This is a genomic window from Streptomyces sp. NPDC031225, from assembly GCF_055570355.1.
On sequence record NZ_JBVIHJ010000013.1, the window covers coordinates 108,783 to 123,119 of the forward strand.

The 14,337-nt window shown below is 69.9% G+C and carries 13 protein-coding genes; 5 read left to right on the plus strand and 8 right to left on the minus strand.

What is annotated here, in order from left to right; translation table 11 throughout:
- Positions 1-12 precede the first annotated feature (12 nt).
- Both ACZ48Z_RS22860 and ACZ48Z_RS22865 read left to right on the plus strand, forming a co-directional pair.
- Positions 13-678 (plus strand): hypothetical protein, encoded by a 666-nt coding sequence (locus ACZ48Z_RS22860; protein WP_468737702.1) that lies wholly within the window; start codon positions 13-15, stop codon positions 676-678.
- A 167-nt stretch (positions 679-845) separates the two neighbouring features.
- On the plus strand, positions 846-2,198 hold the full coding sequence (locus ACZ48Z_RS22865) for a pectate lyase family protein (RefSeq protein WP_468737703.1): 1,353 nt from the start codon (positions 846-848) through the stop codon (positions 2,196-2,198).
- A gap of 94 nt (positions 2,199-2,292) precedes the next feature.
- Here the strand turns inward: ACZ48Z_RS22865 and ACZ48Z_RS22870 are convergent, their stop codons facing one another.
- Both ACZ48Z_RS22870 and ACZ48Z_RS22875 read right to left on the minus strand, forming a co-directional pair.
- The gene (locus ACZ48Z_RS22870) at positions 2,293-2,769 is read right to left on the minus strand and encodes a hypothetical protein (RefSeq protein ID WP_468737704.1); all 477 of its coding nucleotides are present in this window, start codon (positions 2,767-2,769) and stop codon (positions 2,293-2,295) included.
- Between the two features lie 88 nt (positions 2,770-2,857).
- The gene (locus ACZ48Z_RS22875) at positions 2,858-3,469 is read right to left on the minus strand and encodes a Uma2 family endonuclease (protein ID WP_468737705.1); all 612 of its coding nucleotides are present in this window, start codon (positions 3,467-3,469) and stop codon (positions 2,858-2,860) included.
- Positions 3,470-3,686: 217 nt separating this feature from the next.
- Here ACZ48Z_RS22875 and ACZ48Z_RS22880 point away from each other — a divergent pair, with 217 nt between their 5' ends.
- The gene (locus ACZ48Z_RS22880; RefSeq protein ID WP_468737706.1) at positions 3,687-4,115 is read left to right on the plus strand and encodes a hypothetical protein; all 429 of its coding nucleotides are present in this window, start codon (positions 3,687-3,689) and stop codon (positions 4,113-4,115) included.
- Here ACZ48Z_RS22880 and ACZ48Z_RS22885 read toward each other — a convergent pair.
- The 3 genes from ACZ48Z_RS22885 to metG (ACZ48Z_RS22895) all read right to left on the minus strand — a co-directional run bounded on the left by ACZ48Z_RS22885 (position 4,101) and on the right by metG (ACZ48Z_RS22895) (position 7,855).
- The gene (locus tag ACZ48Z_RS22885) at positions 4,101-4,490 is read right to left on the minus strand and encodes a hypothetical protein (RefSeq protein ID WP_468737707.1); all 390 of its coding nucleotides are present in this window, start codon (positions 4,488-4,490) and stop codon (positions 4,101-4,103) included. The genes ACZ48Z_RS22880 and ACZ48Z_RS22885 overlap by 15 nt on opposite strands.
- Before the next feature lie 110 nt (positions 4,491-4,600).
- Positions 4,601-6,052: an ATP-binding protein gene (locus ACZ48Z_RS22890; RefSeq protein ID WP_468737708.1), complete on the minus strand. Its 1,452-nt coding sequence runs from the start codon at positions 6,050-6,052 to the stop codon at positions 4,601-4,603.
- Between the two features lie 75 nt (positions 6,053-6,127).
- The gene (gene metG / locus ACZ48Z_RS22895; protein ID WP_468737709.1) at positions 6,128-7,855 is read right to left on the minus strand and encodes a methionine--tRNA ligase; all 1,728 of its coding nucleotides are present in this window, start codon (positions 7,853-7,855) and stop codon (positions 6,128-6,130) included.
- A 157-nt stretch (positions 7,856-8,012) separates the two neighbouring features.
- Between metG (ACZ48Z_RS22895) and ACZ48Z_RS22900 the strand changes: the two genes are divergently transcribed.
- Both ACZ48Z_RS22900 and ACZ48Z_RS22905 read left to right on the plus strand, forming a co-directional pair.
- Positions 8,013-8,222, plus strand: a complete 210-nt coding sequence (locus tag ACZ48Z_RS22900) for a type II toxin-antitoxin system VapB family antitoxin (RefSeq protein ID WP_086751292.1) — start codon at positions 8,013-8,015, stop codon at positions 8,220-8,222.
- Positions 8,219-8,638 (plus strand): PIN domain-containing protein, encoded by a 420-nt coding sequence (locus tag ACZ48Z_RS22905; protein WP_468737710.1) that lies wholly within the window; start codon positions 8,219-8,221, stop codon positions 8,636-8,638. The genes ACZ48Z_RS22900 and ACZ48Z_RS22905 overlap by 4 nt, the downstream gene beginning before the upstream one ends.
- A 297-nt stretch (positions 8,639-8,935) precedes the next feature.
- Here ACZ48Z_RS22905 and metG (ACZ48Z_RS22910) read toward each other — a convergent pair whose 3' ends face one another.
- The 3 genes from metG (ACZ48Z_RS22910) to ACZ48Z_RS22920 form a co-directional block, all read right to left on the minus strand.
- Positions 8,936-10,543, minus strand: coding sequence for a methionine--tRNA ligase (gene metG, locus ACZ48Z_RS22910; RefSeq protein WP_468737711.1), 1,608 nt, complete (start codon positions 10,541-10,543; stop codon positions 8,936-8,938).
- Between the two features lie 73 nt (positions 10,544-10,616).
- Complete coding sequence (locus tag ACZ48Z_RS22915) at positions 10,617-12,233, minus strand: VWA domain-containing protein (RefSeq protein ID WP_468737712.1); 1,617 nt, start codon at positions 12,231-12,233, stop codon at positions 10,617-10,619.
- Between the two features lie 156 nt (positions 12,234-12,389).
- On the minus strand, positions 12,390-14,315 hold the full coding sequence (locus ACZ48Z_RS22920; RefSeq protein ID WP_468737713.1) for an FUSC family protein: 1,926 nt from the start codon (positions 14,313-14,315) through the stop codon (positions 12,390-12,392).
- Positions 14,316-14,337 lie beyond the last annotated feature (22 nt).

The window sequence follows — 14,337 nt, forward strand, 5'->3', positions numbered from 1 at the left end:
GCGATGGGGTTCATGGTGTTGCTCGCACTGGTGCTGATTGCCGGGGCGGCTGTCGCGGTGGCCGCGCAGCGGCGTGCGGCCGGAGGAGCCGGGGTGGTTCCGCTCCCGCCCGTGGACGCCTTCGACGCCCGGGCCGAGGCCGAGCGATGGGTCGAGCGGCTCGGCGGAGGTCTGTCCACGCTGGACGCGGGCGGGGACAAGGCGGCGGACCAGGCACTGACCGACGCGAACGAGCGGTACCGGGCCGCGCAGGGGCAACTCGTCGCCGCCGGGACGCCCGCGCAGTACGCGATGGTGACGCAGACCGCCATAGAGGGCCTCTACTACATCCGCGGCGCCCGTACCGCCCTCGGCCTCGATCCCGGCCCCGCCCTGCCGGACCTCGGGACGGCCACGGTCACCGCCCGGGACGGCCGGGTCACCGTCGACGAGCGGACGTACGCCGTCTCCGACCGTCCGGGCGGGGCGACGCCGTACTACTACCCCGGCGGGGTCGTGGGAGGGCGGCGGGTCCCGGGCGGCTGGTACAGCCGGCCCTGGTGGAAGACGGCGCTGGTGGCCGGGGCGGCGGGAGCGGGCGGCATGCTGCTCGCCGACGCGCTGTCCGACGGGTTCCACCATCACGGGCCCGGCGGCGGCCCGTTCGGCGGACCGGGCGGATTCGACGGCACCTTCTGAGCCGGAGTTGGAGCCGGAGTTGCGGCCGGAGCCGGGCCGGTGGCCGTGGAAACTCGGTCGAAGGTCACGGCAACCCTACGGAGGCCAGCGGCAACTGAGGGGGCGTAAGGCCTTTCACGAGGGCTTCACACCCCGCTCACCTCGTACAACTCCGTAAGGACTTCCCTGTGGCTTCCCCCTCCCACCGCCGGTCCCTCCGCACCCGCCGCGCCCTGGTCGTCTCCGCCGCCGTGGTGGCGGCCGGTGTCGGTGCCGGGGTCGTCGTGATGAACGCGAACGCCCAGCCGGTGGACCTGTTCCACCAGACGCTCGCCGCGAAGGACGGCTGGGCGTCCTCCGGGACCGGCACGACCGGCGGCACGAAGGCCGACGCGGCGCACACCTTCACCGTCTCCACGCGGGCGCAGCTCGTGAAGGCGCTGGGGTCCGCGTCCGACACCACCCCGCGGATCATCAAGGTCAAGGGCACCATCGACGCCAACACGGACGCCGCAGGCAAGAAGCTGACGTGCGCCAACTACGCGTCGGGGACGGGCTATTCGCTGACGTCGTACCTGAAGGCGTTCGACCCGGCGACCTACGGCCGCTCGAAGCTTCCGTCGGGCGCACAGGAGACCGCTCGTGCCGCCGCGCAGAAGAAGCAGGCCGCGAACATCGTCTTCAAGGTGCCCGCGAACACCACCGTGGTGGGAGTTCCGGGCACGAAGGCCGGGATCACCGGCGGCATGCTCCAGATCCAGAACGTCAACAACGTCATCGTCCGCAACCTCGCCTTCTCCCGCACCGAGGACTGCTTCCCGCAGTGGGACCCGACGGACGGCGACACGGGCAACTGGAACTCCAACTACGACTCCGTGACCCTGCGCGGCGCCACCCATGTCTGGGCGGACCACAACTCGTTCACGGACGCGCCGCACCTGGACTCGGCGAACCCGAAGTACTTCGGCCGCGAGTACCAGATCCACGACGGGGCGCTGGACATCACCAAGAGCTCGGACCTGGTGACCGTCTCCCGCAACCAGTTCACCAACCACGACAAGACGATGCTGATCGGCAGCAGCGACAGCGAGCCGGGCGGCAAGCTGAGGGTCTCGATCCACCACAACGTGTGGAAGGGCATCGTCCAGCGGGCGCCCCTGTCCCGCGTGGGCCAGATCCACATCTATAACAACTACTACGACGTGACGGCCCTGAACGGCTACGCGCTGCAGTACAGCATCAACTCCCGCGCCAAGGCCCAGGTCGTCGCCGCGGACAACTACTGGAAGGTCCCGTCCACGGTCAAGGTGTCCAAGATCCTCAGCGGTGACGGCACGGGCGCGATCGCGGGCACCGGCAACGAGGTCAACGGCACGGTGACGAACCTGGTCGCCGCGTACAACGCCGCGTCCTCGAAGGACCTGAAGACCACGGTCAACTGGACGCCGACGCTGACGGCGGGCCTGGAGACCTCAGCGGCCGCGGTGAAGAGCCTCCCGACGTCCCTCGCCACGACGACCGGCGCGGGGGTGCTCAAGTAGCACACGAGACATACGAGACATACGAGACACGCGAGGGCCGGGTGACCACGAGCCCCCGGCCCTCGCGTACCGGGGCGGCACCCGGCCGCCCCGCTCAGGTGTCGTAGGACCCGTCCCACGGTTCCGCGAAGGCGAGGCGGTCCGGGTAGAGCTCCGCCCACTGCTCGCCCTCGTCCTCCCGGATCACCAGGCCGAAGCGCACGCCCTCGTGGGTGACGCTGAAGGGCCGGATCGCGATGTCCGTGTAGGAACGCCGGGGCAGGCTGCGCAGCAGGGTCGCGCGATGGATCTGGGCGCGGGTCAGCGGCGCGGCGGCACCCTGCGGGTCACGCTGCTGGTCCGCCCAGGTGCCCGCACACCAGATGTCCGAGTCGCGGTAATTGCCCTCCGCGTCGAAGGTGTGCAGCACCGCATAGAGGCGTTTCTGCTCTTCCCAGCCTTCTTCGAGGTGGAACCCCTCGGGGAAGGCATAGGTGATCGACGCCAGGAACTGACCCTCCGCATACCGCCCGATCGTCTCGGTGCGGTGCCTCGGCTCGTAGGCGACAGGAATGACACCGGGCACGGCCATGGCGCAAACCATACGGCTTGGCGGGGACACGTCGATGCCCGGGTCGGTATCCGGACTGCTCGGGGGCGGCACCTTCCTCGGAGGGCGCTCAGCGCTTTTCGCCGGGCCCGCTGTCGTAATGGGGCAGATCGTCCGTGGAGATGGTCCAGTCGGCGATGGTGACGTCCTCGCCGTAGACGAAGTCCTTGCGGGTGGCGTAGCGGGGTCCGTCGGGGGTGGGGTGGATGTCGGTGAGGACGGCGCCGGTGCCGGTGCGGGGGTCGAAGATCGCGTAGACCGGGATGCCGATCAGGGGGTAGTCGCGGACCTTGGAGACCCAGTCGTTGTCCGGATTGGAACGCGAGACGATTTCCACGGCGGCGACGAGCGAGCGGGCATCGAAGGAGCCGTCCCCCTCCATCTCGGCCTCGCTGATCACCATCACATCGGGGCGACGCATGACTCCCTCCGGTTCGTCTTCGACATCGGGTTCACCCGTGTGAGCCACGAGCGCCTCCGGCATCACCTTCTCCAGGCGTTTGCGGACGCGCAGCACGGTGAGCTCGTGCGGCTTGGAGGGCGACATCATGTCGAGGACGATCCCTTCCTTGGTGATCTCGAACTTGCCGGGAAGGGTGTCGTCCGTGGAATGCACGAAGTCCCGCATGGCCCGGTAGAGGTGGGAGGCGCCCTGCCGCGCGGCGTCCGGTGCGATGGTCATGGCGCTCGCTCCTCGTCTGTGCCCAGGGGCAAGGATCGTCGCTTTCATGCTAGGTGCCTTCAGCAAGATCGGATCGGCAGTCGCGGCAACGGCCGGGGGCCGGGGCGCGGAAGGGGCGGTCGCAGCCGTCGCAGTTCTGGAAGGGCTGTCTGGGTTCCGGGGCCCGTGGGGCAGGGGGTCGGAGCGGGGGCAGCGGCGGTAGCTGGGCGGTCAGGCGGTGGGCCAGGAAGGCGGCCGGCCGGATCAGGGGTTCCACCGGCAGGTTCTCGGCGAGGGCGTGGCGTACGGCCGTGGGAGTGAGGTCGCGTTCCAGCCAGGCGGCGACGCCGGGGGCGAGGTGTTCGGCGTCGGTGGCGGAGAGGAGGAGACGGGGGTCGAGGCGGCGGAGGCCGGCGAGGACATCGAGGGCCGTCTGGAGGAGGGCGGGCGAGGTGTATCCGGGCTGCGGTACGGCGGGGAGGAGCTTCCTGCGGGGAGGCGGCTTTTCCGGGGCAGGGCGACGGGTCCGCCCGCTGGTGCTCTCGGCGGCGGCGCCGGTCCGGTGTCCGGGCCGGCGGCGCCGGTCCGGTGTCCGGGCCGGTTGCGGGAGACCGTGCGCGTGACGACCTGGCCGGTGGACGTGCGGTGGCGGCTACGGCTCAGGTAGCCGTGCGCTTCGAGCTCGCGCAGGGCGGCGGCGATACGGGTGGGGCCCTCGGGGAACCGGTCGGCGAGGGTCTTGATGTCGACGGCGGTGCCCTGCCGCAGTGCTGGTGAAGGCGGCGACGACTGTCACGAGGACGAGCAGCCCGATCACTCCGCCGCGCGCGGTGTCCGGTGCCACGTCCCACTTCTGGTAGCCGACGAAGAGGAGCAGAGCCGCACTGACCAGTGCGGTGGCGAGCGTCTGGTAGAGCGTGAGGAAGCGGTGCGCGTTCTCGTTCACCGCGTGGATCTGCTGGAGGATGTACCGGTATCGCTCCAGCGCGAACTCATTGCGAACCGAAGCCGTTTCTGGCCTGGTCTCTCCCGGTGCCGCCATCGCCCCCCCGTCCGATTCAGCAGCATAGGCAACTCACCTTTGCCCGGCGCTGGTTTCGTCGACACTTCTGAACCAGGACTGGAACGTCGGGGAGTCACTCGTCGCGGGCGCTACGGCCGCCAGGCGGCGAGCACGTCCCGTGGTCCCCACACCAGTCCGACGTCTCTGGCTTTCACCGCGGACGTCGTTCCTGTCAGGGACACGACGGCCACATTGGCGATGTCGGAGATGAAACCGGGGATCTCCGAGGCGCCTTGGGTCAGGGCGGTCAGGTCTGCCTGATCGAAGGGTGCGGTCAGCCACTTCACGGATCCCGCGAAGTGCACGGTCCCGGCCACGGGTGCGCGATCGGCGCCGACGAGGTCGACCTCTGGTGCGAACTGCCGGTTCCACCAGCCGCCGACGACTTCGGTGTCCGGCCAGGGGAAGTCCCCGGACGCGGCGGCGAGTTCCAGTGCCTGGCGGATCATGGGCTCGACAGCACGGCCCCGCCAGGCCGCCCACCGTCGCTCTACCACGCGGTACGCGGCTTCGGAACGACCGCGTCTGGACAGCTCCTGCGCGGAGCGCGTGGCAGCCAGATAGAGGCGTAGGTTGCTGTCGGCCACACGGTAGAGGGCGGGCTTGCCGGGCTTGGTGGAGAGAGGCGCGTCCGAGGCGAGGACCCGCTTCTCCTCGGTGAGGCGGCGGAGCAGGGGGGACAGTACCCCCGATGGCAGCGCGCCGCTCTGGCTTCCCGCGGTCGCGGCGATGTTGGCGTGCGTACGGTCGCCGCTGCCCACCGCCTCCAGGACCCGCCGGGACTGGTCGGGTGCCGGGAACTCGGCCATCAGCGCGGCCTCCGGCACACCGAACAGGGGCGAGGCCGGGTCGGCGCATTCGGACTTGATGAAGTCGAGCGCCGGGGTGCCGTGCGGCCAGGCGCGCAGAATCCCCGGAAGGCCGCCGGAGACGAGGTGCGCGTCGATGGAGTCGGCCGCTTCCAGGCCCAGCGCGTCGCCCGTCTCCGCCGGATTCAACGGGCCGAGGGTGAGGCTGTCGGCTCGTCCGTAGAAGGGGCGGTCGTACGCCGTGAACCGTTCCATCATGTGCAGATCGCTGCCGAGCAGGAGAAGAAGCACGGGTCGGCCGGACAGTAGCCGGTCCCACGCGGTCTGTAGCGCGCCGTCGAACACGGGATCCTGCTCGGCGAGCCAGGGCAGTTCGTCGAGCACGACGACGCTGGGAGAGTCCGGCAGCAGGGCGGCCAGGGTGCGCAGGGCATCCGGCCAGTTGGTGGGGGCGGTCCGGGGCACGATTTCCCGGTCGGCGGGGAGCGAGGACTCGCTCAGCTCCGTCATGAAGTCGGCGATGCCCTCCAAGGGCGAAGCGCCCTTGGTCGCGGTGAAGAAGACGTACGGTCGGCCCGCGCGGTCGCAGAACTCCTGCACGAGCCGGGACTTCCCGACCTGACGGCGCCCTCTGATGGCGACCGCAACGCCGGCCCCGTCAGCGGTGACGCGGGCGAGGCGTTTGTGGAGGAGAGCCAGCTCGGTTTCACGGCCTACGAAGGGGCTGGGCATCGTCGGCAACTCCCCGAGGTTAGGTAGACTCAATCTATGTAGATTCTATCTACCTAACCTCGGATCTCGCCCGCCTTATGCGGCGGGCGTGCCGCCGAAGCGCTCCTTGTAGTTCTCCAGGTCCTCGTCCGTGAGCTTGGCGAAGAGGACCGGGGGGACCGTGAAGGGGGTGCCGGCGGGGACGGCGGTGAGGGCGCGGGCCTCGTCGGCCGTGACCCAGGCCGCCGTGTCGTCGGCCAGTGCGAACGCCTCGCGCATGATCTTCGCCGTCGTCGGGATGAAGGGCTCCGAGACCACCGCGTACAGGTGGATCAGGTTCATCGCGGTGCGCAGGGTCAGCGCGGCTGCGGGCTGGTCGGTCTTGATCTCCAGCCAGGGGGCCTTCTCCTCCAGGTAGGAGTTGCCGGCCGACCACAGGGCGCGCAGCGCGGCCGCCGCCTTGCGGAACTGGAGCGCCTCCATCTGGGACTCGTACTCGGCGAGCAGGCGGGCGATCTCCTCGCCCAGCTTGGTCTCCGCCTCGCCGGGCTCGCTGCCCGCCGGGACCTCGTCGCCGAAGCGCTTCTTGGAGAAGGACAGGACGCGGTTGACGAAGTTGCCGAGGGTGTCGGCCAAGTCCTTGTTCACCGTCGCGGTGAAGTGCTCCCAGGTGAAGGACGAGTCGTCCGACTCGGGGGCGTTGGCGATGAGGAAGTAGCGCCAGTAGTCGGCCGGGAGGATGTCCAGGGCCTGGTCGGTGAAGACGCCCCGCTTCTGGGACGTGGAGAACTTCCCGCCGTAGTACGTCAGCCAGTTGAAGGCCTTGACGTAGTCGACCTTCTTCCACGGCTCGCGCACGCCGAGCTCGGTCGCCGGGAACATCACCGTGTGGAACGGGACGTTGTCCTTCGCCATGAACTCCGTGTAGCGGACGGGGTTCTCGCCCGCGTCCGACTCGTACCACCAGGACTTCCAGTCCCGGTTCTCCGGGTCGAGGTCCGACCACTCCTTCGTCGCGCCGATGTACTCGATCGGGGCGTCGAACCAGACGTAGAAGACCTTGCCCTCCGCCGCCAGCTCGGGCCACGTGTCGGACGGGACCGGGACGCCCCAGTCCAGGTCACGGGTGATCGCGCGGTCGTGGAGGCCCTCGGTCAGCCACTTGCGGGCGATGGAGGAGGCCAGCTGCGGCCAGTCGTCCTCGTGCCGGGAGACCCACTCCTCGACCTCGTGCTGCAGCTTGGACTGGAGGAGGAAGAGGTGCTTGGTCTCCCTCACTTCGAGATCCGTGCTGCCCGAGATCGCCGAGCGGGGCTCGATCAGGTCCGTGGGGTCGAGCACGCGCGTGCAGTTCTCGCACTGGTCGCCGCGGGCCTTGTCGTAGCCGCAGTGGGGGCAGGTGCCCTCGACATAGCGGTCCGGGAGGAAACGGCCGTCGGTGGGCGAGTAGACCTGACGGATCGCGCGCTCCTCGATGAAGCCGTTCTCGTTCAGGCGGCGCGCGAAGTGCTGGGTGATCTCGACGTTCTGCTCGCTTGAGCTGCGGCCGAAGTAGTCGAAGGCCAGCGCGAAGCCGTCGTAGACGGCCTTCTGGGCGTCGTGGGCCTGCGCGCAGAACTCGGCGACCGGGATGCCCTGCTCCTTGGCCGCCAGTTCGGCGGGGGTGCCGTGCTCGTCCGTCGCGCAGATGTAGAGGACCTCGTGGCCGCGCTGGCGGAGGTACCGGGAGTAGACGTCCGCCGGGAGCATGGACCCCACCATGTTGCCCAGGTGCTTGATCCCGTTGATGTACGGAAGGGCGCTGGTGATGAGGTGTCGAGCCATCGGGGGCTGCTCCCAGGTCGCTGCGTGCGGTGACGGATGGTGATTCCGGCTGCTTGGCCGAGCCGTCGTACGAACTCTGAAATCGTAGTCGACCGGGACGAGCACGAGGACCTGTAATATATCTCCGACCTGGCTCGCGTATATAAGGAGGTCCTTCATGTCGAAACTGCTCATCGAGGTCGACGACGAGGCTCTGGCGGAAGCCCAGCTCCTGCTCGGCACGAAGACCAAGAAGGACACCGTCAACACCGCGCTGCTGGAGGTCGCCAAGCGGCGCAGCCGGGCCATAGCGCTGGCCAAGCTCCGTGAGAGGGGGGCGCGCGGCGACTTCGACATCCTCCTGGACAAGAGGAACTACCGCCGGTGAGTGATGTCTCGTACCTGGTCGACACCTCGGCTGCCGTGCGCCTGCTCAGCAGCGACGCGTGCGACGAGCAGTGGGGGCCGGTTCTCGACAACGGGCTGGTCGCGCTCTGCGATCTGACCGAGCTGGAGATCCTCTTCTCCGCGCGCGGAGAAGAGGATCGTGAAGGCATCCAGGAGGAGCTGCGGCAACTGTTCAGCTGGACCCTCATGCCCGACGGCATCTATCAGCGCGCCCGCGAGGTTCAGCAGCTCCTCACCGACAACGGTGAGCACCGCTCGGCCGGACCGGTCGACCTGCTCCTCGCCGCCACGGCCGAGCTGTCGGGTCTGACCCTGCTCCACCACGACCGGGACTTCGAGACGGTCGCCGGGCACACGGGCCAGTCGACCGCCTGGCTGGCCGAACCCGAGGCCTGAGCTCGCTGCGGGGTTCCGGCTATCGAACGCTTGCCCAGTGCTCCACCCTTCAGGGTGGAGGTGTAGGGCATCCTCGCCATAGCGGCCCGGAGGGGTGCGGCATCAGGGCTAGGATCGCCTTGTCGGATAACGGAGTTGTCCGACCTATCGCCGGACGGGCGGAAAGTGACGCCTGTGGAGGCCCATGTAAGACCGGCTCCCGTAAGGGGGCAGGCAAGGGCTTGTGAAGCAGGAACCCGAGGTGGCATCGCGTAGCGGTGCGGACCGGAATCGTCTGCGTTCACGCAGGCGAGGGCGTCAAGCGCTCGGCTTCTCCTCCAGGCGCGGGAAGAGCACCGCGCCCTTCGTGACGGTCGCGCCGGGGCGGAGCCGGCCCCACTCGCCCGCTTCCTGGATCCTCTGGTCCGCGAGGGTGCCCAGGGAGGCCTCCGCGCCGAGGGAGTCCCAGAGCCTGCGGGAGGTGCCCGGCATGACCGGGTTGAGGAGGACCGCCACCGCGCGGAGCGACTCCGCGGCCGTGTAGAGGATGGTCGCGAGGCGGGCCCCGCCCTCGGTTGAGTCGTCCTTGGCCACCTTCCACGGTTCCTGTTCCGTGAGGTAGCCGTTGACCTGCTTCACGAAGTCGAAGACGGCGAGGATGCCGCCCTGGAAGTCGAGGTCGTCGCCGATCCGGCGGTCCGCTTCGGTGACGGCCCGCGACAGCCCGGCCTGGATCGCCTTCTCGGCAGGGCCCGCCGCCGTCGCCTCCGGCAGCGCGCCGCCGAAGTACTTTCCCACCATCGCGGCCACGCGTGACGCCAGGTTGCCGTAGTCGTTCGCCAGCTCGCTCGTGTACCGGGCCGAGAAGTCCTCCCAGGAGAACGAGCCGTCCTGGCCGAACGCGATCGCGCGCAGGAAGTACCAGCGGTACGCGTCCACGCCGAAGTGGGAGGTCAGGTCCTGCGGCTTGATGCCCGTCAGGTTCGACTTGGACATCTTCTCGCCGCCGACCATCAGCCAGCCGTTGGCCGCGATCCTGCCGGGCAGTGGGAGGCCCTGCGCCATCAGCATCGCGGGCCAGATGATCGCGTGGAAGCGGAGGATGTCCTTGCCGACGAGGTGGACGTCGGCGGGGAAGGTGTTCCCGAACTTCTCCGGGTTCTCGTTGTAGCCGACCGCCGTCGCGTAGTTCAGCAGGGCGTCGATCCACACGTAGATGACGTGCTTGTCGTCGAAGGGGACCGGGACGCCCCAGTCGAAGGTGGAGCGCGAGATGGAAAGGTCCTGGAGGCCCTGGCGTACGAAGTTCACGACCTCGTTGCGCGCCGACTCGGGCTGGATGAAGCCCGGGTTCTCCTCGTAGTGGGCGAGGAGCCGGTCGCCGTACTCGCTCAGCCTGAAGAAGTAGTTCTCTTCCTTGAGGAGCTCGACCGGCCTCTTGTGGATGGCGCACAGCTGCGTACCGTCCTCGGCCTCGACGAGATCGCCGGGAAGCTTGTACTCCTCGCAGCCGACGCAGTACGGGCCCTCGTAGCCGCCCTTGTAGATCTCGCCCTTGTCGTGGAGGTCCTGGACGAACTCCCGGACACGGTCCGTGTGGCGCTTCTCCGTGGTGCGGATGAAATCGTCGTTGGCGATCTCGAGGTGCTCCCAGAGGGGCTTCCAGGCTTCGTCGACGAGCCTGTCCGCCCACTCCTGCGGGCTGACGCCGTTCGCCTCGGCGGTTCGCATGATCTTCTGACCGTGCTCGTCGGTGCCGGTGAGGAACCACACCCTCTCGCCGCGCTGACGGTGCCAGCGGGTGAGTACGTCGCCTGCGACGGTCGTATAGGCGTGGCCCAGGTGAGGAGCGTCGTTGACGTAGTAGATGGGGGTGGAGACGTAGTACGCCTTCTCGGTCTGCTGCTCGGATCCGGTCGCCGCCATGGCGGAAGCGTAGTGGCGGGACGGGGACGGGGCCCGGAGTTTTTCCGGGCCCCGTCGTGTGCTGCCGTGTCTGTCAGGGGCGCCAGTTCGCCAGGATGCCCTCGTAGATCTCCGCGTCCGTGAGTTCCTTCGGGGTCTCGCCCGCGAGGAAGTGGGACGTGTTCGCGAGCTTGAGCTTGCGGAGGTAGTCGAAGGCCTTGTTCTCCGGGTCACCGAAGGCCACGAAGGAGAAGAAGACGGTCGGGTGGGTCTTCGCCGCCTCCGTGAGGGCCTGGGTGGCGGGGGTCTTCGCGTCCGGGGCGCCGTCGGTCTGGAAGACGACCAGGGCGGGGGTGTCCGGGGACTCCTTGGTGTGGTGCGCGAGGACCTCTTCGACGGCCACGTGGTAGCTGGTACGGCCCATGCGGCCGAGGCCGGCGTGGAGGTCGTCGATCTTGTTCTCGTGGCCGGTGAGCGTGAGTTCGCCGGTGCCGTCGAGTTCGGTGGAGAAGAAGACGACGTGGACCTTCGCGGCCGGGTCCAGGTGGGCGGCGAGGGCGAGGGTCTGCTCACCGAGGGCCTGGGCGGAGCCGTCCTTGTAGTACGGGCGCATGCTCGCGGAACGGTCCAGGACCAGGTAGGTGGTCGCGGTGGTCCCGGTGAGCTTGTGGGTGGCGAGGGTGGTGGCGGCGGCCTCGTAGGCGCTGCGGAGGGTGGGGGGTACGGTGACCGACCGGCTTTCGGCCGAGTCGTCGTCGTTCCCACCCGCACCAACCGTGACGGTCTCGTCGGCAGCCGCGAGTACGTCGTCCGCTGCCGCGGGGGTGGAGGGTTTGGTGGATGCGGTGGCCGGTTCCGGTTCCACCTCCACCTCCGGCTCGGGGGCGACATCGGCGACCGGCTCCGGTTCCGGCTGTGCCTCCGGCTCGGGCTCCGGCGCGGGCTCCGGTTCCACGACGGTCTCGGCCTCCGCCTCGGGAGCGGTCTCGGCGACCGGTTCCGGCTCGGCCTCCGGCTCGGGGCCGGCCTCGGCGACCGGCTCGGCCTCTTCGGTGGCGACCGGGTCGGGAGCAGCCTCGGTCACCGCGTCGGAAGTCGATGCCGGTACGGGCTCGACGGTGGCCTCGGCAGCCGGCTCGGGCTCGGGCTCGGGAGCAGCCTCGGTCACCGCGTCGGGGGCGGGCGTCGGCTCGGGCTCGACGGTCGGCTCCGGCTCCGGCTCGACCGTGGCCTCAGCGGCCGGCGCCGGTTCTTCAGCCGCCGGCTCCTCCACGGCCGTGTCCTCCGACACCGGCTCCGCTGCGAGGGCCTCGGGCTCCGCCACCGGCTCCGCTGCGGTGGCCTCGGGCTCTGGCGTCGGCTTCTCGGCGGGAGCCTCGGGCTCTGCCGTCGGCTTCGTTGTGGTCGGAGTTTCTGTCGAAGACGTCTGCTTCGGGACCGCCACGTTGTCGAAGGCGGCCGCGACCAGATCGTGTTCGTCATCGGTGGAAGTGGACGGCGTGGCGGAGCGGGGCTCCGGGACCGTGGCCTTTGCAGGAGCCGGTTCCGGGGCCGTAACCGTGGCTGTCGGCGGAGTCGGCTCGGCCGCCGGGGACGGGAGCTTCGGTTCCGTCTCCTGCGAAGGAGTCGTCTCCGCACCCTCTGCCTCGGTGGCAGCGCCCTTGCGTGATCGGCCGCCGAACGCGTTCCGCAGGAGAGTGAGAATGCCCATGTGCGCAACCCTTCGCATGAGTTGAAGCCCGTCAATCCCTGGCCAGGACGGACACGTAAGGTTAGCGGCCCCGAATCGCGATCTTGGTCAGGGGCAGGTGACAGAGCGCTCGGCGTCAAGGTCTACTTCCGGACTTCACTCCCGAGCGCCCCGAACTCACGTGGGTGCCGCGATCGCTCTCGCTGCTGCCACCTCTTGCCTCAGTGGCTCCAGGACGCTGCCCGCAGGGCCCGTCAGGTCCGTGCGGACCGCGTAGAGCACGTCCACCTTCCGCAGGCCCTCCGCCAGCTCCCGGAGCTGGAGCGTCACCTGTTCCACCTCCGCGGCGGACGGTCCGGGTGCCCCGTGCCGTACCCGCACCCTCGCCGCCGTCGTCGCGTCCACGATGCGTTCCACCGCCACGACCAACGGCCACCAGGCCGCCGCCCGCCGTCCTGTGGGCGGCGGTTCGGTCAGGGCTCGCTGGAACTCGGTGCGGACGGTGGACAGGTCGCGGTAGAGGCGGCGGCGTGCGCGGGCGCGGGCCGCCGGTTCGACGGAGGGCCCGAACGCGGACTCCACGTACGCCGCCGTGTCCGCCACCGCGTTCGCCAGGCGGTCGCCCACGCGGGTGTGCCAGCTCTCGGGCCACAGCAGGTAGCCGGCGACCAGGGCGATGCCGCAGCCCATCAGGGAGTCGAGGAGCCGGGGCATGAGCAGGGCCGTGCCCTGGTGGTTCAGGACGTCCGACAGCAGGAGGATCACCGGGGTGATGGCCGCCGTCTGGTAGCCGTACCCGCGCGGGGTCAGGGAAGGGATGAGGGGGGCCAGGAGCAGCATCGCCGGGACGTCCCACCAGCCGCGCGGTACCTCCGAGAGGACCGCCGCCGCGACCACCAGCCCGGCCACCGTGCCGAGCGCCCGCAGCAGTGCCCGGGAGAACACCGAGCCGAAGTCCGGCTTGAGGACGAAGGTGATGGTCAGCGCCACCCAGTAGGAGCGGGGGACGGGGACGATCGAGACCAGTGCCTGGGCCAGGCCGATGCACAGGGCCAGGCGCAGGCCGTAGCGCCAGGACCCCGCCGACAGGGCCACGTTGCGGGCGGCGCGGGCGGCTCGTACGCCGAGCGCGGCCGGGCGGCCCAGGCGGTCGTCGATGCCGCGGGGGTCCACGTCGGGTACGGCGACGACCTCGGCGGCGTGCCGCAGGGCGTGGTCGACGGCTCGCGCGGTCTCCGTCACGGGAACCGGGAGGTTCAGGCCCGTCGGACCCGTGTAACCGGTCTCCACCGCGTGCGCGAGATGCCGGACCGCCTCCGGGATCTCCGGGGCCAGCGGTGTGCCGGACAGGTGGGCCGCGGGGGCCGCCTCCACGACCGGGGTGATCGCGTTCAACTGGGCGAGCAGCCGGGTCAGTTCGGAGCTGCGGCCGTGGTGGCGGGCGCGCCGGGCCAGGACGAGGTCGTACGACTGGTTCAGGGACTGGGTGACGGCGTGCCGCGCCTCGTCGTAGCGCGAGCGTCCGCAGGCCTCCATCAGGTCGGCCACGGTCCGGTAGGTGCCCGCGACCGCCGCCCGTTCCGGCACTCCGGACCTGAGCGGCCAGGCGAGGAGGGCCAGCAGCAGGACGAGCAGGCCGCCGCCGGTCATCAGCAGCGGGGCCAGCCACCAGTCGCCCGGCATCGGCAGGCCCGCGCCCACCACGGAGTTCAGCAGCAGGAGCAGGCCCGAGACCGAGGCGACCGCGCCGATCGTCGAGATCATCCCGGAGACGAGGGCCACGCAGGTGACGGCGATGACCGCGAGCCATCCGTGGCCGAACACCAGTGAACCGAGGGTCACGCCGAGCGCGCCGAACAGCTGGGGGATCGCGATGTTGAGGATCCGCATGCGGTAGGCGTCGGCGGTGTCGCCGATGACGCCGGACAGGGCGCCCATGGAGGCGAGGGCGCCGTACGCGGGCTGGTCGACCAAGAGGCCGATCGCCAGCGGGAGGGTCATCGCGAGGGCGGCGCGGGCCACGGCGGGGCGGTTGACGGGTGTGTGCTGGGGCTGGAGGTTCCGGACCAGCCAGTCGGGCGGAGTGAGGCCGATGCGGGACATGGGCTCATTATCGGCGCCCGGG

Bases quoted from the DNA above. Each gene is read 5' to 3' on its own strand.
- ACZ48Z_RS22860 (WP_468737702.1), top strand. From the start codon at position 13: ATGGTGTTGCTCGCACTGGTGCTGATTGCCGGGGCGGCTGTCGCGGTG.
- ACZ48Z_RS22870 (WP_468737704.1), bottom strand. From the start codon at position 2,769: ATGGCCGTGCCCGGTGTCATTCCTGTCGCCTACGAGCCGAGGCACCGC.
- ACZ48Z_RS22875 (WP_468737705.1), bottom strand. From the start codon at position 3,469: ATGACCATCGCACCGGACGCCGCGCGGCAGGGCGCCTCCCACCTCTAC.
- ACZ48Z_RS22885 (WP_468737707.1), bottom strand. From the start codon at position 4,490: ATGGCGGCACCGGGAGAGACCAGGCCAGAAACGGCTTCGGTTCGCAAT.
- ACZ48Z_RS22890 (WP_468737708.1), bottom strand. From the start codon at position 6,052: ATGCCCAGCCCCTTCGTAGGCCGTGAAACCGAGCTGGCTCTCCTCCAC.
- metG (WP_468737709.1), bottom strand. From the start codon at position 7,855: ATGGCTCGACACCTCATCACCAGCGCCCTTCCGTACATCAACGGGATC.
- ACZ48Z_RS22900 (WP_086751292.1), top strand. From the start codon at position 8,013: ATGTCGAAACTGCTCATCGAGGTCGACGACGAGGCTCTGGCGGAAGCC.
- metG (WP_468737711.1), bottom strand. From the start codon at position 10,543: ATGGCGGCGACCGGATCCGAGCAGCAGACCGAGAAGGCGTACTACGTC.
- ACZ48Z_RS22915 (WP_468737712.1), bottom strand. From the start codon at position 12,233: ATGGGCATTCTCACTCTCCTGCGGAACGCGTTCGGCGGCCGATCACGC.
- ACZ48Z_RS22920 (WP_468737713.1), bottom strand. From the start codon at position 14,315: ATGTCCCGCATCGGCCTCACTCCGCCCGACTGGCTGGTCCGGAACCTC.